Source organism: Ferrimicrobium acidiphilum DSM 19497 (genome assembly GCF_000949255.1).
In the GTDB taxonomy this organism is placed as follows: Bacteria; Actinomycetota; Acidimicrobiia; order Acidimicrobiales; family Acidimicrobiaceae; genus Ferrimicrobium; species Ferrimicrobium acidiphilum.
This window is the reverse complement of the sequence record NZ_JXUW01000018.1, coordinates 33738-57754: the sequence shown is the minus strand read 5'-3', so window position 1 is coordinate 57754 and position 24017 is coordinate 33738. Positions and strand designations below refer to the sequence as shown.

Genomic DNA, 24017 nt, shown 5'->3' with positions numbered 1-24017 from the left:
GCACGATTCGGTCCCGAGCAGTTGGAATGCCTAGGCGGCGGAGTTTCCCCGACGCTTTCGGTATCATCCTTTCCCGCACGGGTAGAGGTACGAACCTGCCGGCTTTGAGATCATCTCGAAGCTGAAACAGGATGGATACCTCATCTCGGGGGATGTCGCTTGGTCTCACGTAATCCACTCCGGCCGAACGTGCTCCTCGATTCCTCCGTATTCGATCCCACGCCACCATCAAGAAGGCGGGGTCGTAGACGAGGTTATACAGGTCGCAGAACCGACGATTAGGGGCATCGGTCGCCCATTGGTGTAGCTTGGTCTGCATTCCCAGTACTGTGACCTTGGCTTCATCGAGCGTTGGCCAACATGCGTCGGTATTCACCGGCGACCTCCTGGCATTGCAGTACTTCTACTACGGGTTCGCTGGATTCCTTCGCCTTGTAGACGGCTTTCCCGTCCTCTGACTACTACGAATCCTCCGCCCCATCCCGAGGCCATCAGCCGACGGTGGGCCTGCCCGTCTTCGCACTGGATGTGCGAGAGCGAGGGCGACCTCGGGATGGTTCCCATGTTCACCATGTTTCCTTTGACAGGATGGGTGCCCAGCTCTTCCGCTGCGGCCTCGTCATGGTTACGCCGCAGGCCTTCACCATGACCTCTTACACTGACATCAATAGCCATTGCACGAGTTGTCCCTCCTAGTACATAGGAAGGATACGCACCGCTGCCCGACCCATATCTACCAGATTTGGGGTCGGTTTCACGCTTAAGCGGGTTCAACCACTGGTTCACTTTCGTTACACCTCTCTGTCTTGCTAGCCGGGCCCGAACCGTCTGGCAGTACCAGTTCGTCCCGTCGTTGTCAGGGCTGCTTCCCGCCCTCCCGAGCACCTCCTCGGTTAGACTGCCCTCAGCTTCGCTGGGATGCTGCGACATCCCAAGAGGCGGTGTCCTTTCATCACCGCAGGAATACATGGCGCCTCATGGCGCACCTTAACCACATGAAATGGATCGAGACAGATTTGGGCGTTAGGTGCCTTCTCGCGGAAGGCCTTGGCAAAGGCTGGACCGAGATCCATTGTGGCTGCCTTGATCTTGGCAATCCGTTCTTCACCCAGGTCATCGAAGAATTCATCTAGGCTCTTGGCACTTTCCCCTCTGCCCCATAGACGATCTTGCCCGTCTCGTGATTGGTGACAAGCGTTAAGTAGTTGTGGTGCTTGCGATAACTGATCTCGTCGACTCCGAGAATGAAGAGGTCATCAAGACGGTTGGGATCGAGCTCTTGGCGTGACGACTCGTTCACAGATCGTTCCTACCGTACGCCAGGCGACTCTGAGCAGTTTTGTCACCGTGGTCTTATCCATCTTGGCGCATGCCCAAGCTACCAAGTGCTCGAAGTCCCTCGTAAACCGCGACTCCCCAACTGGTCGGGCAAATGGTACTGCCTCAGTGATCACCCCGTGGGTTGGACACCGGAGTCGTCTCAGTTGGCACGAGAGCCACGTCTGGTGAGTCCCGATGTCGAGGTGTCTCCATCGGGAGTCGAGCGTTCTCGTGTCATAACAGGACCGGGTCGTATAGGAGCACTTAGGGCATACCAACCGCGATCGGGTAAGCCTAAGTTTTATCAGCAGTTCGTGTGGACGAACTAAAACCTCGATGACGGTGACACTGCGAAGGGCAAGCATCTGCTTAACTAGAGAGGTAGCGCGCACGGTTCTGAACTCCATTTTGATGGCAAACCAACACCAAATTTAGAGCTCAGAAACCGTGCGCGTTTCTTATGTGGCCATTTCAGCTCCAAATACCCCCACTGAACTGGGGCTATGGATCAGATCCGGGCCAAATCTATCCACATGAATGTCAATAGAGCCGGAAATATAGCGTTTGACGCTCGTTTGTTTTGATCAGATCCCTTCCTCTCGAATATCCTTCTCCAGGTGGATTCCCTCTCTTGATGGCTGTCGTAGGCAGCGCCTTCGCAAGATTGCCGAGGAATACGCGTCCAACGATAACTCTGGTCTGTCCCATGGGGCTAATTGTGCGCTGTGCTTGTTTTAGCTCCCTTGGAGTGGTCGCGTGTGGCTGCGATTAGGATCGTATCGACCGTTAACTGTGTCCTGTGAGGCTCGGACGGAAGGAGAATCGTGGCGCGTAGTTCTACAGTCCTAGATGAGGCTGAGGTTGAGCGGATGATCGCTCGTATGGCCCATGAGATCCTCGAACGCTTACAACGAGTGCAGTCGCTAAAGTCTAATCCTCTCTCGGTGATAGGGATTCGGAGCGGTGGTGTATGGTTAGGGCGGAGGCTGTGCGAACGACTGGTTGAGTACGCGAAGTTGGAGATTGCGTTCTCTGAGGTCAGTATCTCCTCCTTTCGTGATGACCGCCCGCGTACTGCAGTTGTCGATGCGGTTGGTATTGACCAAAGACTTCCAGTCGAGCAGGGCGTGGTCATCCTCGTCGATGACGTAATTCAGAGTGGACGCACGGCTCGCGCCGCGCTTGAAGCGATCCTCTCCAGCTATCGTCCTGAACTGATTCAACTGGCGGTACTTGTGGATAGAGGACACCGTGAGCTGCCGATATGTCCTGATTACGTCGGGAAGAACCTTCCGTCTGCACTGTCTGAGTACGTGGCGGTGACCCCCCACGGTGTTACCATCCATCGAGCCTAAGGAGTTCCTCTTATGCGTACCCTGTTCGCTGGTGGCGTCGTCTTTGTTGGAGGACGATTCTGTCGTGCTGATCTCCTCATGGAGGAGACAAGAGTTATGGCAGTCGATCGTGGATTGGATAGATCGGACGTCGATAGGGTAGTCGTTTGTGAAGGAAGGGTGATTGCTCCGACATTTATAGATCTCCACACCCATCTTCGCTACCCAGGAGTTGATGAGGACGACGATCCGACCTCTATCGCCCGAGCAGCATTAGTGGGAGGCTACGGTGTCATCGTCGCGATGGCGAATACTCAGCCACCGATTGATCGTGTTGAGCGGTGGCGAGAGGCGAATTCGTTATTTGCCACCCTCCCCATCGAGGTCGTCCAAGCTGCGACAGTAACCCTCGGCCGCGAGGGCCACAGGTTGGTGGATTTTGAACGTCTGGTGGATGCTGGGGTCGAGATCTTTAGTGATGATGGTTCCGGGATCCAGGATAGTAGCGTCATGCGTCAGGCGTTGGTGGCATCGGCAGAGTTCGGAGTCCTAATAGCCCAGCATTCAGAGGATGCGGCGCTCGCTGCGGGTGGGGTGGTAAATGACGGAGTAGCGGCGGATGCACTTGGGGTAGCCTCCATTCCAGAGGTCGCGGAGTCGGTGATGGTCGCTAGGGATATCGAGCTCCTCAAAGGTATTCCTGGACGACTCCACCTCCAGCATGTGAGTGCACGTGAGTCGTTGAACCTCTTTCGGCAGGCGAAGCGGGAGGGTTTGCGGATCTCGGCCGAAGTGACCCCCCATCACCTGTTGCTCCCGGATACTCGTGTGCTCGGCGGTGATACCAGGTTCAAGGTGAACCCACCGTTGCGCTCTGTCCCTACGCAGATGGCTCTCCTGCAAGGGGTGCTCGACGGCAGCTTCGATGCGGTGGCCACTGACCATGCTCCTCATCCAGACTCGAGAAAGCGAGGCTCTTACCAGGAGGCCGCGTTTGGAATGGTTGGTATCTCCGAGGCGATGCCAGCGACGTGGACGGCGCTCTGGCGTACGATTGAATCCGGCGAGAGAAGGAAGCTCGGATCGGATCTGGCTTCGCCGGAGTGGATTGCCCTTGGTAGATTGCTCTCGTGTTTGACGTCTGGACCAGCTGAGGTGCTTGGGCGTTCGATCCGATTGGCACCGCAGGCCAGAGCTGATTTGGTGGTTATCGATCCAAGTGCTGAGCCCAGGGAGATACCAAGTCGGTGGTACAGGTCAGGGAACTCTCCTTATCGTGGAGAGATGTTGATCGGGCGGGTTGATGATGTCTTTCTTGCTGGCAGACAGGTCGTTGATGAAGGAGAGGTCGTCGATGCATGAGGATTTGGCTCTTCAGGCGGAGCATTTGGGTGCTTCTTGTGAGCTGGTGACGTCCGAGGGAGTTCCTGCTCCGGGTACCTCTAGTGCTTCTGAGGCGCCGATGAGGGTGTTGAAAAGGTCTGATGGGACCGAGGACTATCGACTAGAGATCGGCGGCAGTGGCTCGGCCGGCTTCGATGTCGAGTTGTTCGTCACCACACCTGGATGGCTAGTGCTCAAGGACGGTACTCGCTTTGCCGGTGAGTTTGTTCACTCTAACCAGTCGCCGCCGCCATCGGTCACTGCAGAAGTGGTGTTCAACACGGCGATGAGTGGCTACCAAGAGGTGATCAGCGATCCCTCGTACTTTGGCCAGATGGTGTGTTTCACCACGGCCCAGTTAGGTAATTATGGGCTGACTCAAGCTGATTTCCAAAGTGCCAGAGTGTGGGTCTCGGCCGTACTCGCACCACGTTATACCGTACGGGTATCGAATTTTGCAGCCCAGCGTTCGCTAGCGTCGGTGCTGGAGATGGCCGGGGTTCCGTTGTTTGTAAATTTCGATGCCCGTCGACTAGTGCGCCACCTTCGTGACGTCGGTGCTATACCGGGGAGATTGACAACTGAGGACCCAGAGTCCGCCCTTGCCGAGGTGCGAGACGCCGTCGGAACCGAGGGTAGGAATCTGGTTGATCAGGTTTCGACCGCATCTAGCTATACCATTGCACCGCTCGCTGTCTCTGAAGGCGCCACTCCCGGCCGACTTGTGGTCATTGACTATGGCGTGAAGCGTGCGATGTTGGCGAGCCTACGAGGACCTTGGGAGATCGTCGTGGTCAATGCGAGTGTCGGTGTAAGCCAAATTCGGGCTCTAGCTCCCTCTGCCGTCTTTCTCTCTAACGGCCCTGGTGACCCCGAGGCGCTTGGAGACAAGGTTGCCACCATCGCTGCATTGGTGGGTGAGGTTCCGATCGCAGGCATCTGTCTCGGCCATCAGCTGCTCGCTCTTGCTCTAGGGGCTAGTACCTACAAGCTCAGGTTTGGGCACCACGGCTCCAACCATCCGGTTGCTCGTCTCACCGATAATAGCGTCGCCATCACCGCCCAGAATCATAACTACGCGGTCGATGAGGAGTCGCTTGGTGATCTCGACACGGAGGTAGAGATCACCCACCGCAATCTCTTTGATGGTGTAGTGGAGGGGTTTCGGTGTCCCGAGCTTCGTGCCCTGAGCGTCCAGTATCATCCTGAGGCGGCGCCAGGTCCGCTTGAGGAACGGACTTACATGGCTACTCAGATCGCTGGTTTGATCGCCAACGGAGGTGTTTTTCATGCCTAAAAGGAATGGGATAGATTCGGTACTGGTGATTGGATCAGGTCCGATCGTCATAGGACAGGCCAGCGAGTTTGACTACTCGGGTGTGCAGGCGTGTCGCGTACTTCGTGATGAGGGGATCCGAGTTATATTAGCGAACTCCAACCCAGCTACGATCATGACCGATCCAGAGTTCGCTGACGCTACTTACATCGAGCCGTTGACGTTAGAGGTCATGACCAAGATAATCGAGCGCGAGCGGCCAGATGCGCTGCTGCCTACGCTCGGAGGGCAGACCGCCTTGAACCTGGCGATGGATCTCGATGGCAGCGGAGTTTTAGCACGCTATGGGGTTCAAATGATCGGGGCCAAGCCCGAGGCGATCCTTGTGGCCGAGAGTCGTGAGGCCTTCAAGGATCTTTTGATCTCTATGGGTTATGAGCACGCGACTATCAAAGGTGGTCTCGCGCACTCAATTGAGGATGCGACCCGTATCGCCGAGTCGTTGGGTTTTCCAGTGATGTTGCGTCCGTCGTTCATCCTTGGAGGAGCTGGAACCGGAATCGCACATTCACAGCAGGAGTTCCAGTCGATGATGGAGGCGGGTCTCATGGCCTCGCCAGTCCACGAAGTCCTGATAGAGGAGTCGATCGCGGGCTGGAAGGAGTTCGAGCTCGAGGTTATGCGCGATGCTAACGACAACTGTGTCGTCGTCTGCTCGATCGAGAACCTCGACCCGATGGGGGTGCACACCGGCGACTCGATCACGGTGGCGCCGATCCAGACTCTGACCGACCTCCAGTACCAGGAGATGCGCTCGCTGTCGTTCGCGATATTGCGTGGCGTAGGAGTGGAGACTGGTGGATCAAATGTCCAGTTCGCCGTCGACCCTGCTACTGGACGGATGGTAGTCGTGGAGATGAATCCTCGGGTCTCGCGCTCCTCGGCGTTAGCGTCGAAGGCGACCGGATTCCCGATCGCTAAGATCGCGACCAAGCTCGCGCTTGGCTACACGCTCGATGAGATTAATAACGATATAACTGTGGTGACACCGGCGAGCTTTGAACCCGCACTTGACTACGTGGTGGTGAAGATTCCACGATGGGTCTTTGAGAAGTTTGAAGGAGTCCCTGAGGTCCTCTCGACCTCGATGCAGTCGGTCGGAGAGGCGATGGCTATAGGCAGGAGCTTCGCCGAGGCGCTCCAGAAGGCTTTACGTTCGATCGAGCGCGCTAGAGATGGCCTCAACTGTGATGAAGGAGAACGTGGTCTTCGACGGCTAACCGATGAGGATCTCCTTAGTGAGCTAGCAGTTGCATCGCCAACCAGGATATTTCTGGTAGCAGAGGCTCTCTACCGTGGTATCGAGCTCGAAGTCGTCCACGCTGCGACCCGTATCGACCCTTGGTTCTTGGCCGAAATCGACCAGATCGTTCGAACTCGACGCTCCTTGGAGACGTTCGTCCCTGACCTTGCGAGCCTTGGATACAAGGAGCTGTTGGCTGCGCGACGAGCCGGTTTTGGCGATGCACAGTTGGCTTACCTGTTCGGTACCGACTTAGCGCTGGTCCGTCAGCACCGACTTAGTCTTGGTCTTGGAGCTAGCTATCAGTCTGTCGACACCTGTGCCGGGGAGTTCGAGGCCCATACACCCTATTTTTACTCCTCGAACGAGGAGGCGACCGAGGTCACCGGGCTCGAGGAGCCGACGGTGATCATCCTCGGATCAGGGCCGAATCGGATCGGTCAGGGCATTGAGTTTGATTACTGTTGCGTGCACGCCAGCTTCGCGCTCCAGGAGATGGGTTACAAGACGGTGATGGTTAACTCCAACCCCGAGACGGTCTCCACCGATTATGACACCTCTTCGCGGCTCTACATGGAGCCTTTGGCGCTCGAACACGTCTTGGATGTGATCGAGACCGAGCGCACCTCCTCTAACTTGCGCGGCGTATTTGTCGCCTTTGGGGGACAGACGCCACTCAAACTCGCTCGCCATCTTGATGCTGAACTTATTCTCGGGACATCTGCTGCCTCCATTGACCGGGCTGAGGACCGTAATCGCTGGTCAGCTTTGTGCGAATCGCTCGGCATCTTACAGCCTCCTGGGGCAACAGTTACCAACCTCGAAGAGGCGGTGGAGGCGGCCGGTAAGGTCGGCTATCCGGTGTTGATTCGGCCATCCTACGTCCTTGGTGGACGTGCTATGGAGATCGTGGCCAATGAGGTCGATCTTAGACGGAGCTTCCTGCGACTCGCCTCGCTGAGTGATGAGGGGCAGATGTCGCAGTCTCGCCCTGTGCTTATCGATCGCTTCTTGGAGGACGCTATCGAGGTCGATGTCGATGCTGTGCGCGACAGCGTGGGCGAGGTGCTCATAGGTGGCGTGATGGAGCACGTCGAGGAGGCTGGTGTCCACTCAGGCGACTCTGCCTGTGTTCTGCCGCCGGTAACGCTTAGCCCTGAGGTGATTCAGCGAATCGAGCAGATCATAGAGGCCGTCGCCAATGAGCTTGAGGTCGTCGGTCTGATCAACATGCAGTTTGGGATCAAAGATGAGACCGTCTATGTCATCGAAGCTAATCCACGGGCTTCGCGAACGGTACCGTTTGTGGCGAAGGCGACTGGAATACCGCTGGCCAAGATCGCGGCTAGGGTGATGGTAGGCGAGACGCTTGCTGAGATACGAGCCTCTGGAGTCACTACGACCCGACGAGGCACGCACTATTCGGTTAAAGAGGCGGTCCTCCCATTCCAGCGCTTTCCTGCAGCCGATTCGCTGTTAGGCCCCGAGATGCGCTCTACTGGCGAGGTCATGGGAGTCGACACTACCTTCGAGCTTGCCTTTGCAAAATCACAGATTGCAGCAGGGACCGTGCTCCCTAATGTTGGCATGGTATTTCTGTCGCTCGCAGATCGCGACAAGGCGAGCGGCGTGAACCTGGCTCGCCAACTTGTCGAGCTCGGATTCTCATTGGGAGCCACCTACGGCACCGCTGGTTTCCTTCGTAGCAATGGTGTCCCAATAACGGTGCTGGTAGATAAGGTTCATGAGGAACGGGTAACCGATATCGGCACCGCCAGGGATGGTGCGGTTGATGCCGTCTGGCTCTTGAACTCTCGTCGGGTGGGTCTGGTGATCAACACGCCTGAGGGGTCAGGTCCGAGAGTCGATGGCCATCGGATACGGGCGACGGCGCAACGACTTAGAGTTCCGTGCATCACTACTATGTCGGCAGCTTTGGCCGCGGTAGGCGGTATTAGAGCCTTGCGGGAGTCCGGCTACGGCGTGTCTCCGATCCAGGAGTACCATCGATAGTGGTAGACGTTGACTTGGGCGTGTGCCTGGGAGAGCTGCGGTTGCAAAACCCGATCATGACGGCGGCAGGTACGGCTGGCTACGGTGTCGAGTTTGCGAATGTGCTCGACCTATCGCGGCTCGGCGCCCATGTGGTCAAGTCGCTGGCGATCTTTGCCCATGCTGGAAACCCTGCGCCGAGGCTCGCTCCGTTGCCGGTTGGGATGCTAAATTCCGTGGGCCTACCTGGTCCCGGCGTCGAACGATGGCTGAACGAATACTATCCAATGCTTGCTAGTTCAGGGGCGACGTTCGCGGTGAGCATTTGGGGTAGGACGATAGAGGATTACGTGGAGGCGACGCGCACTTTGGCCCAGGGTGCACCCCAGGCGGCCTTCATAGAACTGAACGTCTCGTGTCCCAATACCGACGCAGGTGATCGTCTATTTGCTCACGACCCGACAGCGGTTAGTGGGATAGTATCTCGCTGCCGTCAAGAGACCAACCATCCTCTCTACGTGAAGTTGTCCCCGAACACCGACCGAGTGCTAGCGGTAGCTGAGGCGGCGATTCAGGCTGGAGCCGATGGGCTCGTAGCGATTAACACGGTGTTCGGTCAGTGGCTGTATAAGGGAAAGTCGGTTCTTGGGACAGCTCGTGGAGGAGGCCTATCGGGTGCTCAAATTCATGCAATGGCGCTTCGCATTGTCTCCGATCTACGTAGCTATTTTCCGTCTATTCCTATTATCGGAGTTGGTGGTATTAGCACGGTGGATAGTGTAGTAAGAATGTTGACAGCCGGTGCTAATGCAGTGCAAATTGGAACCGCTAACTTCGTTGATCCCCGTCGATCCCAGCTTCTCGTACAAGAACTTGAGGTGAAGGTATCGAACCAGGGTTGCAACTCACTTTTGTCATTTCTTGCTCGCTTCGAGGGTCTTGATCGACCAGGTGGGGCCGGTGAATTGGAGTGAGGGATGGTGTGATGTGGTCGGAGAACAAACAGACAACGGAGAGGTGAAAATGGCATCAATAGAGGGTTCTGCAAGAGAGCGTTTGATTCTGGCCCTAGATCTAGACGATGCAGTAGCCGCGCTACGGTTGGCGACGAGTCTTGGCGAGTATTTCGCCACCGCCAAGGTTGGTCTTGAGCTATTTTCAGCAGCGGGGCCCTCTGTGGTATTCTCACTCCGTGAAGCAGGGTTCCGGGTGTTCATAGACCTAAAACTTCACGACATTCCAACCACGGTCGGTCGGGCTGCCCATGTTCTAGGATCGCTGGGTCCGACATTTGTTACCCTGCACGCAGCCGGTGGCGTTGAGATGTTACGGCTTGGGATGCAGGGTCTGATGGAGGGCTCGCGGAAGGCGGACGAGGAGATGCCTATCGCACTCGCGGTCTCGGTGCTGACGTCGGAGTCACGGGTGGAGTCGGGTCTACTCAAGACACGGATCTCACATGCCTTTGCCGCCGGCGTGCAGGGATATGTGGCGAGCGCACACGATCTGGCTACCATCAGGGCAGTCGCCCCGTCAATGGTGTCGGTGGTGCCAGGTATTCGCCAGTCTGGAGCTCCCACCCACGATCAGGGGCGGCCAGCCACCGCGCAAGAGGCGTTTGCGGCCGGCGCTGACTATCTGGTCATTGGTCGTACAGTCACCGCCGCAGCTGATCCAAAGGCTGCGGCGGAGTCCCTAGTTAGCGGTCTTCTTGGCTAATAAACAGAGGGTTTTATCGGTTTTCTTGTCAAAACGGTCTCGTTGTTCCTCGTTGTCTGCTAATTTGCGCTTATGCCATTGCCACCACAATTGACACCAGAACAGAGGGCCGCCGCACTTGCAAAGGGTGCAGAGGCGAGGAGAGCCCGTGCTGAGGTGAAGGAACGCCTGAAGTTGGGGAGCTTAACGCTGACCGCGCTGCTCTCGGAAGCCGAGAAGGATGAGATCGTAGGGAGGATGAAGGTGCTTTCGGTGCTCGAGTCTCTTCCTGGGATCGGCAAGGTCAAGGCTCGCAGGATTATGGAGGAGATCGGTATCGCTGATACTCGTCGAGTCCAAGGACTTGGAGCTATCCAACGCAAGCGTCTTATCGAGGAGACTGAGCGCCACTGACCGTTGTCCTCTGCGGCCCCGGTGGGGTCGGCAAGGGAACGATTGCTAGTGAGGTTGTGATGCGACTTCCGTACCTGGCTCTCTCGCGGTCATGGACCACGAGAGAGCGTAGGGATGGGGAGTCTGCTGATGCCTATACATTTGTGAGTCGTGAACGTTTTGTCTCAGCTATCGATGCTGGATTTTTCCTCGAGTGGGAGGAGTTTGGTGGGTACCTCTACGGGACCCCTCGGACGGCTCCTGAGAATGGTCGGGTGCTGCTCTTGGAGATCGATGCCAAAGGGGCGCGTACCGTCAGAGGACTGGAACCGTCAGCGCTGATCATCGGCCTAGAGCCACCTTCGCTCGACACGTTGCGCGATCGTATGGCGCAACGAGGAGATGACGCAGATCATATTGCAAGGCGGATCGCGATCGCAACTGATGAGATGGATATTGCTCGTAGTGTCGCCGACAACGTGGTAGTCAACAACGATTTGGATACCAGTGTTGCCGAGGTGGTAGCACTGATAGAGGGCTGGTTGGCCAAAAGGTCAACACCAACCTGACGCCGTCTTGTCTGCCCAGGTTTGGCCGCACCAACTGTTCGTGCTCTTAAAAGGGCTATCTACTGACTTGCCACGTCGCCCGGCGTAGTTGGCGAGGGTAGATCTCTTCCCCAAGGCTCTCCAGATACGCTCAACCCTTTATCCCTACTCGCTGGTCGTTGATGACCGAGCGTTGGTGAGACACCTGTTGGCGACCAAATGTGCCCGCTGGATCTAGACGTTGGGCTATCGATGAGCCACCACCGCCGGTCGCTATCCTCACGCGAGGATGCAAATCGTCGTCGATCAACTAGAATTGGCGCAGGGTGTGAGCCGTTCGTTGGCGCCCCGGCCGTCGTGCTCAGGGTCCGACGGGATTTATTACGATGAGGAGCCATCTATGGAACGTACGAGATCGATGCTGATGCCGCCGATCGAGGTTCTTCTCGAGGAGACGGGATCGAAGTTCATCCTTGTCTCGCTCGCTGCCAAGAGAGCCCGTCAGATTAATGAGTATCGCAGTAGGCTCGGTGATGGACTTGGTACCCTCATCCCACCGCAGATGGAGTCGGACGCGGCAAAGTCACTCTCGCTTGCATTCGATGAGATAGCCGCTGGAAAGATCGTTCCAGAGTTTCGTCAGGAAGTAGTCGAGGAGTCGGTCGACGGCGACGACGAACCAGAGTAGGACCTCGTCTTGGCGAGTTGTCGTACTCGTCACCGGTGGGGTAGCTGCCTTCAAGTCGCTTGAGGTAATTCGTGAACTTCTCGATAGAGGCTATGAAGTTCGGGTGCTCCTTACTGATGCAGCCGAAAGGTTTCTTGGTGTCCAAGCCGTAGCTTCGGTAGCGCATAGCAACCCTTTTCGGTCTCTTTTTGGTGACTCTCCATCTCCGCATACCGAACTCGCAGAGTGGGCTGACCTGGTTGTGGTAGTGCCGGCGACGGCTGATTTTCTAGCCAAGATGGCTCATGGGGTTGCTGATGACCTCGGCTCTACACTGTTGCTGGCCTTTGATGGTCCGGTCGTCGTCGCACCAGCAATGCACTCCGCGATGTGGGAGGCGCCAGCGACTCAGCGAAACGTGATGACGTTGGTCGGCGATGGTGTCCACTTCGTCGGACCAGCCGAGGGCCGTCTAGCCGGCGGTGATGTGGGTATTGGGCGTCTTGTTGATCCGTTGTGGGTTGTGGAGGCGGTTCACTATTGGCTCACACCTGGAGCGGGACCGCTAGATGGACTGCGGATAACCGTCTCTGCTGGTGGAACCCGCGAGCCAATAGATGCGGTACGCTACATCGGGAATCGATCGAGTGGACGTCAGGGTTGGGCGCTTGCTCAGGTGGCGGCGCTGGCTGGTGCGTCTGTGCGTTGCGTGACCACCGTAGATCCTCCCTTTCGAGCCGATCTCGTTGAGGTTTTGCGCGTCGAGAGCGCGGAGCAGATGCTCGACGCCATGCGGAGCGCACAGGAAGACTCTGATGTGCTTATCATGAGCGCCGCCGTCGCTGACTTCCGGGTAGCCGAGCCATTCGCTGGGAAGGTCAAGCGAGCAGGCAAGGAGCGACTCGAGCTGTCGTTGGTTCCGAATCCGGATATCTTGGTTGAGCTGGTCCAACATCGTAAGCAGCCGCAGGTGATCGTCGGGTTTGCCGCTGAGGTTGAAAGGCTCGAGGAGAGTGTGGCCAATAAGCTCGCTAACAAGGGAGTCGACCTGATCGTTGGCAACAATGTCGCAGAACCAGGGTCTGAGTTTGGATCCGTGACTAACGCGGTCTATCTTCTTGACCGGCTCGGTCGCCAACGTCGGATCGAGATGGCTCCAAAGACGGAGATAGCGGCGAGTATCCTCGCGGCGATCGTCGCTCTCATCGAGGTCTAGACTGAGACCCTATCTGCAAACGTTGGGAGAAATATGCGTTCTTACCTCTTTACCTCGGAGTCGGTGACCGAGGGACACCCAGACAAAATGGCGGATCAGATATCTGACGCCATTCTCGATGAGATCCTCGCACAGGATCCAATCTCTAGAGTGGCTTGCGAGACCCTCCTCACCACTGGACTCGTAGTGGTCGCTGGAGAGATCACCACCGAGGGCTATGTCGATATACCGAAGATCGTGAGACGCACAATCTGTGATATCGGCTATGACAATGAGACCTACGGCTTCGACGGCAATACCTGTGGGGTCGTGGTCTCGTTGGATGAACAGTCGCGAGATATCGCCAATGGCGTCCTTACCGCCTATGAGACCCGGGCTGGACAGGGAGATCCACTCTCTTCGCTAGGGGCGGGAGATCAAGGGATGATGTTTGGTTTTGCCTGTGACGAGACCCCCGATCTGATGCCACTGCCTATCTGGGTTGCCCATCGACTAGCCCAGCGCTTGACGGAGGTGCGGCGTGCCGGACTCCTCCCTTACCTGCGTCCTGATGGCAAGACTCAGGTAACGGTGGAGTACGAAGGGTATCGACCGGTTCGTATCGACAAGGTGCTGATCTCTACACAACATCAGGCGGGAATCGATCTAGAGACCCTACTTAAGCCTGATTTGACCTCGATCGTGATCGAACCGATGTTGCCTCGGACCATCGATGTAAGTGGGCTAGAGGTACTGACCAACCCGACCGGTCGGTTCGAGATCGGTGGCCCCCATGCCGACACTGGCCTCACTGGTCGCAAGATCATCGTTGATACTTATGGAGGTGCGGCTCGCCATGGTGGCGGAGCCTTCTCCGGCAAGGACCCCTCTAAGGTTGATCGATCGGCAGCCTACGCTGCTCGATGGGTGGCAAAACATGTCGTTGCTTCAGGCGCGGCTAGCCGGTGTGAGGTCCAGATAGCCTATGCGATTGGCGTGGCACACCCGGTATCCATCATGGTCGACACCTTCGGCACCGAGGTGGTAGATCCTGCCAAGATCGAGGCGGCGATTCTGACGATCTTTGATCTTCGACCAGCGGCCATCATCGAGGCGCTAGACCTTCGGAGGCCGATCTACAGAAGGACAGCGGCCTACGGCCATTTTGGCAGATCCTCCAGCGGTTTTACCTGGGAGGAGACGACTCGGTTGGAGCCCTTCAAGGCGGAGCTTGGCCTCTAACGTCGTCGTCGACGTCGTCGTCGAGATTGTAGGACGCCCCGGACCTTATCGATATCGGTGGCCGGAGAGCCTAGGTACTCCTCGCTTGGGTGATGAGATAATCGTGCCTTTGCAGACGCGACGCATTGCTGCCTGGGTGATTTCGATCTCGACCGAGGATGAATCACCCGAGCTCAAGGAGGTTATTCGCTGTCGAAGGCGGGCTGTGCACGGAGGGCTCATCCAGCTCGCCATGCTCGCCTCTCGCTGGTACGTCTGCTCTCCCGTCTACTTCTTGCGAAAGACCCGGAGTCCGCGGGTTCGGGATGCCGCGCTAGTGAGCGTTGATCGAGCGGTCGGACGACCTGCTCACGATGGGGATGGCGTTCAGTCTGGCAATGAGGTTGTCGTCAGTAATGAGAACACTCGCGATCGTGTGCGGAATGCGGCTACGTCCGACGGTTACGCTCATGGTGAAGAGGAGTCATGGTGGCCACCGAGGCTCGCCCCTCTGGATCTCATCTGGCACTCGATGGGGGTGAGCTCCGTCGAGACAGCGGCTGGTTACGTGCGCGATCATCCGCACTCCGCTGGCATCGTCATCTGCCCAACCTCACGCCAGCGCGAACGCTTACTGCTGGCGCTTACCCAGGCTGGATTGCAGGCGGGTGATGCCGAGACCGATTGGGTGGAGATCGCGAACGGAACCGTCAAGGTGGTGGTTGGTAGTCGTTTCGGCGCTTTTGCGCCCTTGTCCGAGGTCGACTACCTATTAGTGCTCGATCCAGCTGATCCCAGTATGCGCGAACAGTCGACACCTTGCGCGGATGGGCTCGAGGTAGCTCGCCTGCGTGCGAGCATAGAGGGCATACGTGTGACGGTGGTGACCGCTGCGCCTCCGCTTGCCGTCGCTGCACACGCGAGGGTCTATCGTGAACCGTTCGGGGTGGAGTCTGGGCGTTGGCCAAGGTTTGATCTGGTTCGGTTGGCGGAGCTCGATCCTAATCGTGGTATCGTTGGGGCGATTCTGGATCGTGGTCTGGGCCGAGATCGTTCGCGGCGTTTGGCGGTGATCTTGCCGAGCGCAGGCTGGCGTGGTTGGCTGCGCTGCCAGGCGTGCCATGCCCTACAGCGCTGCCCCAACTGCAATGTCCAGCTCGCTCCGCTGAACCTGGACGTCTCACATCCTGGCTTGAGTGAGCGACTCGCGCTGGTACGCCACGGCATGGTCGCCGACGCGATGCACTGCCCTAGCTGCAGTGAGCGCTTCCCGCTGCGCTGTCTGAAGTGTGCAAGCCGCAAGGTGGCGGCGACGGCGCTGTCGGCCACGCGTGTGCATGCACTTTTGGCAGGAGCGGTGACCGCTAAGGTTGAGCTGGTCGGTGGTGATAGTGACCCCGCGCCAGATTGGCAGGTCGTGGTAGGCGGGTACGGTTTGCTCGATCGGATCGAGGAGACGAGCGTGGTGGCACTGCTCAACGTGGAGCACTTTCATGGTGTCTCATCGCTCGAGGGCCTTGCTCTCGCACTCTATTATTGCAACCGTGCAGCGTCGATCAGCGAACAGGTGCTCGTCTTGACCGACGGATCAGACGACCATCTGCTTACGGGCCTTGAGTCACGGAACCTTCGTGCTCTCTATCGGAGGGAGTTGGCCTCTCGCCAGCGGTTAGGGCTCCCTCCGTCGAAGGTTATAGCCAGGGTGGACGGAGTGCGTGCGCGTGAGCTTGTGGATGCACAACCAGCCGCCTTGTTTGATGGCATCGAGGTGATCACTGAGTCTGATTCCAGTTGCCTCTTTGTCGCCAACGACAGCCTTGAACTGCATGAACGCCTTGCACAGGGGACATGGCCCACCGACAGTCGTCTCTGTCGTTTCTCGTTTGACCCGGTTGAGTTGTGAGAAGTATGAAGGTTTTCGGTATACAGATAGCCGCTGGTGAGAGCCCCAGATTCATGTTTAGGTGAGTGCAAACGCTAAACTGGCGTCGTTGGCGGCTTATGCCGCAGGTGTGCGAAGGAGTGTAACAGATGCCTGGGATGGGGAATGCGGGCCTTGGCTCGTTTGGACTCGCGGCTCCATTTTATCACCGAGTAGCGCTGGAGGCACTTGTCCTCGCGGTAGTGGCACTAGTCCTAATCGCCGCTCGTTTTCTGCTCTATGGGACCGCCTTTCGTGGATCTCAGGCGCTAGCCGTACGTGGTGGAGATGACGCCGGTAGCGTGACCCGCGTGCAAGAACCAAGGGCGCGTGCAGTCTTACGCTATGGCTTTGGTGCACTCTGGATCCTTGACGGACTCTTGCAGCTGCAGAGCTCGATACCGTCTTCGATGATCTCTCAGGTGGTTAAGCCGAGCCAGGTTGGCCAGCCACATTGGCTAGTGGAACTGATGCAATGGGGTACCAACGCGTGGTTTCGCCACCCGATCTGGGCAGCCTCAGGGGTGATCTGGCTACAGATCGCTCTTGGACTTTGGCTCATCCTCGGCCGTGAAGGCTGGTTCTCACGCTTGGGATATCTAGTAGCAGCGGGTTGGGGCTTATTTGTCTGGGTTTTTGGGGAGGCCATGGGCCAGACCTTCGGCCATGGCGGATCCTGGCTTTTTGGATCACCAGGAGGCGTGCTCTTCTATGTAGCCGCTGCCCTCATCCTGTTGGCGCCCTATGGCTGGTGGCAGCGCGAGAAGTTGCCTCGATGGGTTTTGACCGGTGTCGGCGTGATGCTAATTGCGTTCGGGATCCAAGAGGCACTTCCTGGTCGGGGATTTTGGAGTTTTCGGATCTTTGACATGGTCAAATCTATGGCTGCAGTCCCTCAGCCGTCGTTTATTGCAAGCAGCCTCCGAGGCTTCGAACACCTCCTAGGAGCGCATGGAGAAGTGGTGGCCAATGCGCTGACCGTAGTCGTTCTTCTTGTTGTTGGGGCTTCATTTCTTCTGCGCCGCGGTCTACGGGTGACGGTACCTATCTTCGTCGTATTTTCGGTGTTGGTCTGGTGGTTTGTTCAGGATTTTGGCTTCCTGGGAGGTGCTGGAACCGACCCTAACTCGATGATCCCCGAGCTCGTTCTGGTGATCGCGATGGTGATGGGATTGTCGTATGACGAGGCGATCGCGGATGCACCGGTTCATATTTGGCCAAACACACTAGCACAGGCGGGTCGACTTTTTGGCGTGTGGGTGGTAATACTCGCAGCCATGGGGGCTGTGCCGCTCGGTTTTGCCGCCGTCAACACCAGCTACTCGATTGAGGCTGCGCTGGCGAGTTCGGGTGCCCCATTTCAGATCGACCGTCCAGCCGCGCCATTCCGGCTGCTTGACCAATCTGGCACTCCGGTCTCATCATCGCAGTTCAGAGGCAAGACGCTGATCATAACCTTTCTGGATCCAGTGTGTACCGATACCTGTCCGCTAATCGCCTCTGAACTGCGTGCGGCTGATGAGCAGCTCACTCCGGCCCAGCGAGCTAATACTGATGTGATAGCGGTAGCATCCAATCCGGTCTTTCACTCCGTGCGTGCGGTGCATATCTTCACCGATCGAGAGGGAATGTCATCGTTGCCAAACTGGTACTTCCTGACGAGTCCGTCGTTGAAATCTCTCGCCGCCGTCTGGCAAAACTACGGTGTTGGTATCTCGGTCCCCCAGAACGGGGTCATGATAGTGCATCCTGACCTCGTCTATATCGTCAACTCAGCGGGAGTAGAGCGCTGGATGATTCCCTCCAACCCCTCGACCACCAGCGGGGTGCAGTTAAGCTTTGCCTCCTTGGTTGATTCACTCGTGAAGGGCGTGCAGTGACGCAGACACCTATGGAGTTCCCCAGTTTTGATCGTTACGAGCAACGAAGGCGAGGCGTTGCCGAGCGATGATACGACGTTTTTCGACCGCCACCCTAGCGCTGGCGACCGCCGCTCTCTTTTTGGCTGCCTGTGGATCCACCCAGACAAAGACTGCAAGCCAGAGTGCAAGCCCTATACAGCTCACGCCGAACTACGCCACCGTCCTCGAGTCACCTTCAGGCAACCTATTCACTGAGGTACGTGCATACCAACATGGTCAGGTGCTCGAGGCCAAGAAAGGCGTGATCAGGTTGATGACCCCACAGGGTGTCTCTACCCGTGGTGGAGTCGGCCTCGCGCTGGCTCCAGGAGGGCAGATTGCATGGGCGCCGGTGATAGCCGAGCGTGAACTCTACGTCAGCCCAATATTTGTTGGCCCGATCGATAACTGGAAGCCAGCTGAACTCACCGCTGCGGTAGCTCCATTTCCTGGATCGGTGCTACCGGTAAACGCCACAACCGCCGTCGCGATCGTAGGCTCCAAGAACTATGGCGCTAGTCGCCAGGAGTTGGTGAGAATTCATAGCTCCGGCTCGATTACGCAGATAATGGCCACTGATCCCACTCTTCAGCACCTTCTTTCGAGTGGACATTGTAAAAACCCGATCTATGAGAGCCTCGCTGGCCCGTCTTCTAGTCCTACGCTGCTAGCGCGGTGTAGCGCTGCCAACTATGTTGCCTTGGTATCTCCGCTCTCTGGTACCAGCTTTATCGACCGTGCCCCTAGTGGAACCGAGTTTCTCGGGCTCTCAGCGCTCACGGAGTTCAGCGGCGGAGGGCATCCGGCGGCGGCGGCGGTGATTGGGCCGACAACGGGTAGGGGTAGCGATGCGCTTATGTTGATCTCCACGACGTTTTCAGCGCTGCCGGTCAAACTCAAAGGACGTCCGGTCGCGTCACCGTCGTTAGCGGTCTCTTCGACCGGAGAGTGGGCTCTAGTACCGCTTGCAGGGGGAAATAGCCAGGTTGTCGAGTTCTCCCCTACTGGCCGGGTAGTGAGTAGTGCAGTCGGTCCGAAGAATGCGCAGGGAATCGGTATCTCAAATGGTGGTCATGCTCTTGTAGTGGCGGCGAACCCCAACCAGGCCGCGATTACGTTGTGGCGAGATAGCGCCAGCGGATTCGTGAAGGGTGGTTCTCTCTCGATCCCTCAGGGCGTGAACGGATAGTCATCTAATCCTCCATAGGGTGGGCCAGCGGAGGTTGTTATGCCAGCTGTGGGGGTGACTCGGTCTCCTCAGGCGAGGGCTAGGTCGAGCTTGAGCAGGAAAGATAGCGGCGTCCACAGGTGTCTCATGGATGTTAGCCCCCCACGTCTCGACATGTCATTGGATCTACTGGAAGTGACTATGAACCGATAGAGGCGGTCATGAGTCCGATCATGGTGTAGATGACGTGGCTCGCTGCGATCGCCGTGATCTCTGCATGGTCGTAGCTTGGTGAGACCTCGACAAGGTCGGCACCGACCAGGTTGATCCCTCTGAGCTGGCGAAGGAGCTTTAGCACCTCCCGAGAGCTTGGCCCGCCAGCCTCCGGTGTGCCGGTTCCGGGCGCAGCGCTGGGGTCGATGACGTCTATATCGATGGAGAGGTAGACCGGCGCCTGACCAACTCTCGTCTTGATCCGGGTGGCAATGTCACCGATGGAGGCGTCGACGAGATCATCGGAGGTGATGATCTGAAAGCCAAACCGAGCGTCGTCTTCGAGATCTGCTGATCCATAGAGCGGTCCTCTAGTGCCGACATGAAAGCTGCGATCCTCGAGCAGTAGGCCATCTTCAAAGGCACGCCTAAACGGGGTTCCATGGGTATAAGGGGCACCAAAATAAGTATCCCAAGTGTCGAGATGGGCGTCAAAATGGATCAACGCCACCGGTCCCGTCCTCTTGGTGAGCGCTCTAAGCAACGGCAGTGCGATGGTGTGGTCGCCACCAATGGTGATGATTCGATCGGCATGGGTTGCGAGTTCGCTCGCTCTTGTCTCGATAGTCGCAATCGCCTCATCGATGGAGAACGGGTTGATGCCCATGTCGCCGGCGTCAGCTACCTGCACCTTGCCGAAGGGGAAGAGATCCATGGCTGGGTCGTAGGGACGAAGTAGTTGTGAGCCGGTGCGGATGGCTAGCGGACCAAAGCGAGCACCGGGTCGATAAGAGACACCGGCATCGAAGGGGGCGCCAACGATCGCGATCCCAGCGCTGCCGACCTCGGCCAGCGTAGGGAGACGGGCGAACGTAGTCGAGTTTGAGAAGCGTGGCTCCTCGAGCGAGTTGCGTGGTCCGATGGGTTCCATTCATGGCTCCTTTGTGTTGGCGATCGACTTCGCGTTCTACTAGCCTAGAACCCGTGGCAATCCTCGCTATCCGAACTATCGGCGATCAGGTTCTCGCAAACCGATCGACCGAGATTGAAACTTTTGATGCAGCCTTACAGAGGCTGATAGACGATATGTTTGAGACCATGTACGACGCCCCTGGCGTTGGCCTTGCCGGTCCGCAGGTTGGAGTACCAAAGCGCATTTTCGTCTATGACGCTGGTGATGGACCCGAGGTTTTCATCAACCCAGAGCTCGTCGTCGCCGATGGCGAGTGGGTGTATGAAGAGGGGTGCCTTTCAGTTCCTAGTTACTGGTGGGAGATCCGTCGGCCAGGACACGTGGTGATGCGCGGTCTCAATCGCGATGGCAAGCCCCAACAGGTCGAGGGTGAGGAGTTGTTGGGGAGGGTTCTCCAACACGAGTTCGATCATCTGGAGGGAAGACTCCTGATAGAGCGGCTGACTGACGAGGAGCGTAGGGTCTTTAGGCGTAGCATGCGAGAGAAGTTGATCGACTCATAGCCGTGCGCATCGCCTTTTTCGGCACCGGTGCGGTGTCGGTCGCCTATCTCGAGACTCTCCTCGATGCTGGTTTTGAGGTGACAGCAGTCGTCACCAAGCGACCGAAACGTCGATCTCGTAACGGGAGGGTCGAGCCGACGGCGGTAGCAGCGCTAGGTGAACGCCGAGGACTGAAGGTATTGACGGCGCTCGCCGATCTTGATTTGCTCGATTTCGAGCTAGGGATTGTCGTCTCCTATGGTCGGATACTCCCTGATCAGCTTGTGAATACTCACCCCTTTTTGAATGTCCATTACTCACTGCTTCCCTCATTCCGAGGGGCTGCCCCGGTCGAGCGCTCGGTACTCGCTGGTGGTGTGGCGGCCGGAGTGACGCTGATGCGCCTCGTTGCAGAGATGGATGCTGGCCCGATCTATGAGAGCGTTCCGGTCGCAATCGAGGACTTCGACCTGAGCACGGCCTATGAGCGACTCACGACCGCTGGTTGTGCGCTCATGCGCGATTGGCTAGCTCGTGATGACGACTGGATCACAACCGCCGCTCATCCTCAAGTAGGTACTCCAACCTATGCTCCAAAGATCGTCGACGCTGATCTGATCATCAGGAGCTATGAGTCCGCGTTGCAGGGCTATCGACGTCATCTGCTTGGACGCGCATACTTCTACTGTGACTCGAAGAGAGTTCGCTTGCTTCGCGCTCATGTCGACGAGGCCGATTCAAGCTTCCCTCTTGGCTCTATCGTGGACGGTAAGATCCAGACCGCTAGGGGGATGTTGGTGCCTGAGCTCGTGCGACCCGAGGGTCGTTCCACTATGAGCTTTGCTGACTTTCTTCGCGGTTCCCGGGTGACGGCGATCGGCACCTCCCCTGGGTAGAGGACAGCTCCGATGCCGGAGCTACCAGGATGCCGGAGCTACCAGGATGCCGGCCGTACGGTGTGCGCTCGGTGACTAGTGGAGTTGGAAAGCAGCAGCAAATCCTCTGATCCAAGACCAGCTGAGTAGGGTATTGAAGCCGTCAAATCTGTGGATCTGACGGCTGAGATCCGTCCAGCTAGGGCTAGACGCTCGCCGCTATAGCCGACGGGTTTTCCCACCTGTAGGTGGACGGCCGGTTGCTGGCGCAGCTGACCGGTAGTTGGTTGGAGTAGTCAGTTTCCAACTCACTCTGCAACTGTAACCCCGCAACTGCAGCTGGAGTGAGATCCAGGCGGCTTGCAACTCAAGTGGATGTGGCAGGCCTGAACAAGATTACGGGGTTAGCCGAGTCGCTAACGGCGGGGAGGATGCCACCTGCGTACCCTATGCTTAGAGTCAACGATTAACCGCTGATAATCGGTCACCCTCTGTCGCAGGCGGCAGAGCTGGTAACGCTGAGAGATGGGTGCAGCGGATGCTGGTTTACCAGCGCAAGTTTGCGAGCTGGGACGGAAAAGAACTGGAGGATCCGGGCGATGCTAGCGGCGAAGGTAGTGACGGTTTCAGATGGTGTAGTAGCCGGGACGCGTGAGGATCGTTCAGGTCAAGCACTTGTCGACCGCCTTAGTGGGCTTGGCTACGAGATCGCAGGTCGGGTTGTGGTCGCCGATGGAGCAGAGAATGTCGCATCTACCCTTCGGAACGTCACCACCGACTTCGTCGGTCTGGTGGTCACCACAGGAGGAACTGGGTTTGGTCCACGTGATCTGACTCCAGAGGGTACGAGAGCGGTACTCGATCGCCTCGCTCCAGGACTTGGAGAACAGATGCGTGCAGCGAGCCCTCTAGGTGGGCTCTCACGTGGCGTTGCGGGTACGATAGGCAGCTGCCTGGTGCTAAACCTTCCAGGTTCACCTCGCGGAGCTATCGAATCACTCGATGCCGTTGTTCCTCTGCTTGAGCATGCGCTTGGACTCCTCGCTGGCGGTGACACAGAGCATCCTGCCTCAAGTCGATGACCGATCAGGAGTTGATGGGGCGAGCTCTTGCCCTCAGTCGTCATGCACGCCAGAGTGCACCGCCAAACCCGTGGGTGGGTGCCGTGATCGTCGCTGATGGCGTAGTGGTTGGAGAGGGGTGTACTCAGCCGCTTGGTGGCCCTCATGCTGAGGTCGTCGCCCTTCGAGCCGCCGGCGATCTAGCCAGAGGCGCGACTATGTTTGTGACCTTGGAGCCATGTGCCCATCACGGACGGACACCGCCGTGTGTCGATGCGATCGTGGCGGCGGGAGTGACCAGAGTGGTGGCCTCGATACTTGATCCTGATCCACGGGTCGGTGGGCGTGGCTTCGCCGCATTGAAGGATGCCGGTGTGCAGGTTGAGGTTGGTATGGAGTCCGACCGCACCGTTCAAGAACTCATCGCCTACCTTACTCAGCGACGTACCGGTCGACCGTGGGTGAGAGCCAAGGTGGCTATGACTCTCGACGCCAAGGTGGCCGACAGCCAGGGAGGCTCGCAGTGGATCACCTCGACAGAGGCCAGGGATCGAGGTCATCTGCTTCGAGCACAATCACAAGCGATTGTGGTCGGATCAAAGACCATGGAGGCCGACCACCCACTATTGACGGCTCGCCCGGGAGGCGTCATGGCGACACTACAGCCACAGCGTTGGGTCTTTGCCCATCGCGAGCTCTCCTATTGCACGCCAGGGGTTCAGGTGACCTCCGAATCTCCGCAAGCGTTTCTTGATCGCATGGGGGGAGCTGGAGTCCTTGGAGTTCTCATCGAGGGTGGGCCGACGTTGCTCACCTCCTTTGTCGACTCTGATCTCGTTGACGAGCTCTTTGTCTATCTCGCCCCTATGGTATTTGGTGACGACGGGGCCAAGGCTGCCTTTAGGCTGCCCGCTGGCAGGCTCCTCGTCGATCCGCTGCGGTTGAATCTCATCGAGGCACAGAAGGTTGGCACCGATATCGAACTTCGCCTCTGGAGTAACAAAGCTACAACCTTGGCCTCTCTGTTCGCGACCGAGTTGGATCATGCTCCCGAGGCGGTCTCTGAGTGGTGAGCGTTGGGACAACCATCTCC

22 protein-coding genes and 2 pseudogenes are annotated in these 24017 nt (G+C 57.6%); 18 read left to right on the top strand and 6 right to left on the bottom strand.

Annotation, left to right across the window (positions count from 1 at the left end):
* The 4 genes and pseudogenes from FEAC_RS09295 to FEAC_RS14745 all read right to left on the bottom strand — a co-directional run.
* Nucleotides 1–376, bottom strand: a pseudogene (locus FEAC_RS09295) (group II intron reverse transcriptase/maturase); the annotation flags it as partial.
* Between the two features lie 517 nt (nucleotides 377–893).
* Nucleotides 894–1112 carry a transposase gene (locus FEAC_RS14750; protein ID WP_082055638.1) on the bottom strand — a complete coding sequence of 73 codons (219 nt, stop codon included), beginning with the start codon at nucleotides 1110–1112 and terminating at the stop codon, nucleotides 894–896.
* A gap of 17 nt (nucleotides 1113–1129) precedes the next feature.
* Complete coding sequence (locus FEAC_RS15215; protein WP_152623163.1) at nucleotides 1130–1300, bottom strand: transposase; 171 nt, start codon at nucleotides 1298–1300, stop codon at nucleotides 1130–1132.
* Complete coding sequence (locus FEAC_RS14745) at nucleotides 1257–1712, bottom strand: helix-turn-helix domain-containing protein (protein WP_160290372.1); 456 nt, start codon at nucleotides 1710–1712, stop codon at nucleotides 1257–1259. Before FEAC_RS14745 ends, FEAC_RS15215 begins: the two co-directional genes overlap by 44 nt.
* Nucleotides 1713–2144: 432 nt before the next feature.
* Between FEAC_RS14745 and pyrR the strand changes: the two genes are divergently transcribed.
* The 8 genes from pyrR (at nucleotide 2145) to FEAC_RS09250 (ending at nucleotide 11268) form a co-directional block, all read left to right on the top strand.
* Entirely contained in the window at nucleotides 2145–2675 is a 531-nt protein-coding gene (gene pyrR, locus FEAC_RS09285) for a bifunctional pyr operon transcriptional regulator/uracil phosphoribosyltransferase PyrR (RefSeq protein ID WP_035390351.1), read from the top strand.
* Between the two features lie 12 nt (nucleotides 2676–2687).
* Entirely contained in the window at nucleotides 2688–4016 is a 1329-nt protein-coding gene (locus FEAC_RS09280; protein ID WP_035390349.1) for a dihydroorotase, read from the top strand.
* Nucleotides 4009–5334: a glutamine-hydrolyzing carbamoyl-phosphate synthase small subunit gene (gene carA / locus FEAC_RS09275; RefSeq protein WP_052566141.1), complete on the top strand. Its 1326-nt coding sequence runs from the start codon at nucleotides 4009–4011 to the stop codon at nucleotides 5332–5334. The genes FEAC_RS09280 and carA overlap by 8 nt, the downstream gene beginning before the upstream one ends.
* The gene (carB, locus tag FEAC_RS09270; protein ID WP_035390347.1) at nucleotides 5327–8629 is read left to right on the top strand and encodes a carbamoyl-phosphate synthase large subunit; all 3303 of its coding nucleotides are present in this window, start codon (nucleotides 5327–5329) and stop codon (nucleotides 8627–8629) included. Before carA ends, carB begins: the two co-directional genes overlap by 8 nt.
* A complete protein-coding gene (locus tag FEAC_RS09265; protein WP_052566140.1) occupies nucleotides 8629–9582 on the top strand; it encodes a dihydroorotate dehydrogenase in 954 nt (317 codons plus the stop codon). The genes carB and FEAC_RS09265 overlap by 1 nt, the downstream gene beginning before the upstream one ends.
* A gap of 49 nt (nucleotides 9583–9631) precedes the next feature.
* Nucleotides 9632–10327, top strand: a complete 696-nt coding sequence (pyrF, locus tag FEAC_RS09260) for an orotidine-5'-phosphate decarboxylase (RefSeq protein WP_035390363.1) — start codon at nucleotides 9632–9634, stop codon at nucleotides 10325–10327.
* A gap of 72 nt (nucleotides 10328–10399) precedes the next feature.
* Nucleotides 10400–10720, top strand: a complete 321-nt coding sequence (gene mihF / locus FEAC_RS09255; protein WP_035390345.1) for an integration host factor, actinobacterial type — start codon at nucleotides 10400–10402, stop codon at nucleotides 10718–10720.
* The gene (locus tag FEAC_RS09250) at nucleotides 10717–11268 is read left to right on the top strand and encodes a guanylate kinase (protein ID WP_081901161.1); all 552 of its coding nucleotides are present in this window, start codon (nucleotides 10717–10719) and stop codon (nucleotides 11266–11268) included. The genes mihF and FEAC_RS09250 overlap by 4 nt, the downstream gene beginning before the upstream one ends.
* A gap of 130 nt (nucleotides 11269–11398) precedes the next feature.
* Here FEAC_RS09250 and FEAC_RS16100 read toward each other — a convergent pair whose 3' ends face one another.
* Nucleotides 11399–11530, bottom strand: coding sequence for a hypothetical protein (locus FEAC_RS16100; RefSeq protein WP_269078260.1), 132 nt, complete (start codon nucleotides 11528–11530; stop codon nucleotides 11399–11401).
* 117 nt (nucleotides 11531–11647) lie between these two features.
* Here FEAC_RS16100 and rpoZ point away from each other — a divergent pair, with 117 nt between their 5' ends.
* The 6 genes and pseudogenes from rpoZ to FEAC_RS09220 all read left to right on the top strand — a co-directional run bounded on the left by rpoZ (nucleotide 11648) and on the right by FEAC_RS09220 (nucleotide 19341).
* Nucleotides 11648–11935 (top strand): DNA-directed RNA polymerase subunit omega, encoded by a 288-nt coding sequence (rpoZ, locus tag FEAC_RS09245; RefSeq protein ID WP_052566138.1) that lies wholly within the window; start codon nucleotides 11648–11650, stop codon nucleotides 11933–11935.
* A 25-nt stretch (nucleotides 11936–11960) separates the two neighbouring features.
* Nucleotides 11961–13130 (top strand): annotated as a pseudogene (gene coaBC / locus FEAC_RS09240) (bifunctional phosphopantothenoylcysteine decarboxylase/phosphopantothenate--cysteine ligase CoaBC); the annotation flags it as partial.
* A 33-nt stretch (nucleotides 13131–13163) separates the two neighbouring features.
* The gene (gene metK / locus FEAC_RS09235; RefSeq protein WP_035390342.1) at nucleotides 13164–14351 is read left to right on the top strand and encodes a methionine adenosyltransferase; all 1188 of its coding nucleotides are present in this window, start codon (nucleotides 13164–13166) and stop codon (nucleotides 14349–14351) included.
* On the top strand, nucleotides 14341–16233 hold the full coding sequence (locus tag FEAC_RS09230) for a primosomal protein N' family DNA-binding protein (protein WP_035390340.1): 1893 nt from the start codon (nucleotides 14341–14343) through the stop codon (nucleotides 16231–16233). Before metK ends, FEAC_RS09230 begins: the two co-directional genes overlap by 11 nt.
* A gap of 128 nt (nucleotides 16234–16361) precedes the next feature.
* Nucleotides 16362–18131: an SCO family protein gene (locus FEAC_RS09225; protein WP_035390338.1), complete on the top strand. Its 1770-nt coding sequence runs from the start codon at nucleotides 16362–16364 to the stop codon at nucleotides 18129–18131.
* A 67-nt stretch (nucleotides 18132–18198) separates the two neighbouring features.
* The gene (locus tag FEAC_RS09220) at nucleotides 18199–19341 is read left to right on the top strand and encodes a hypothetical protein (protein ID WP_035390336.1); all 1143 of its coding nucleotides are present in this window, start codon (nucleotides 18199–18201) and stop codon (nucleotides 19339–19341) included.
* 178 nt (nucleotides 19342–19519) lie between these two features.
* Here FEAC_RS09220 and speB read toward each other — a convergent pair whose 3' ends face one another.
* Complete coding sequence (gene speB, locus FEAC_RS09215; protein ID WP_035390334.1) at nucleotides 19520–20464, bottom strand: agmatinase; 945 nt, start codon at nucleotides 20462–20464, stop codon at nucleotides 19520–19522.
* A gap of 53 nt (nucleotides 20465–20517) precedes the next feature.
* Here speB and def point away from each other — a divergent pair, with 53 nt between their 5' ends.
* The 4 genes from def (at nucleotide 20518) to ribD (ending at nucleotide 23997) form a co-directional block, all read left to right on the top strand.
* Nucleotides 20518–21009: a peptide deformylase gene (gene def, locus FEAC_RS09210; protein ID WP_035390359.1), complete on the top strand. Its 492-nt coding sequence runs from the start codon at nucleotides 20518–20520 to the stop codon at nucleotides 21007–21009.
* Between the two features lie 2 nt (nucleotides 21010–21011).
* Complete coding sequence (locus FEAC_RS09205) at nucleotides 21012–21884, top strand: methionyl-tRNA formyltransferase (RefSeq protein ID WP_035390332.1); 873 nt, start codon at nucleotides 21012–21014, stop codon at nucleotides 21882–21884.
* Nucleotides 21885–22462: 578 nt separating this feature from the next.
* The gene (locus tag FEAC_RS09200) at nucleotides 22463–22945 is read left to right on the top strand and encodes a MogA/MoaB family molybdenum cofactor biosynthesis protein (RefSeq protein ID WP_035390331.1); all 483 of its coding nucleotides are present in this window, start codon (nucleotides 22463–22465) and stop codon (nucleotides 22943–22945) included.
* Nucleotides 22942–23997 carry a bifunctional diaminohydroxyphosphoribosylaminopyrimidine deaminase/5-amino-6-(5-phosphoribosylamino)uracil reductase RibD gene (gene ribD / locus FEAC_RS09195; RefSeq protein WP_052566137.1) on the top strand — a complete coding sequence of 352 codons (1056 nt, stop codon included), beginning with the start codon at nucleotides 22942–22944 and terminating at the stop codon, nucleotides 23995–23997. Before FEAC_RS09200 ends, ribD begins: the two co-directional genes overlap by 4 nt.
* Nucleotides 23998–24017: the final 20 nt, after the last annotated feature.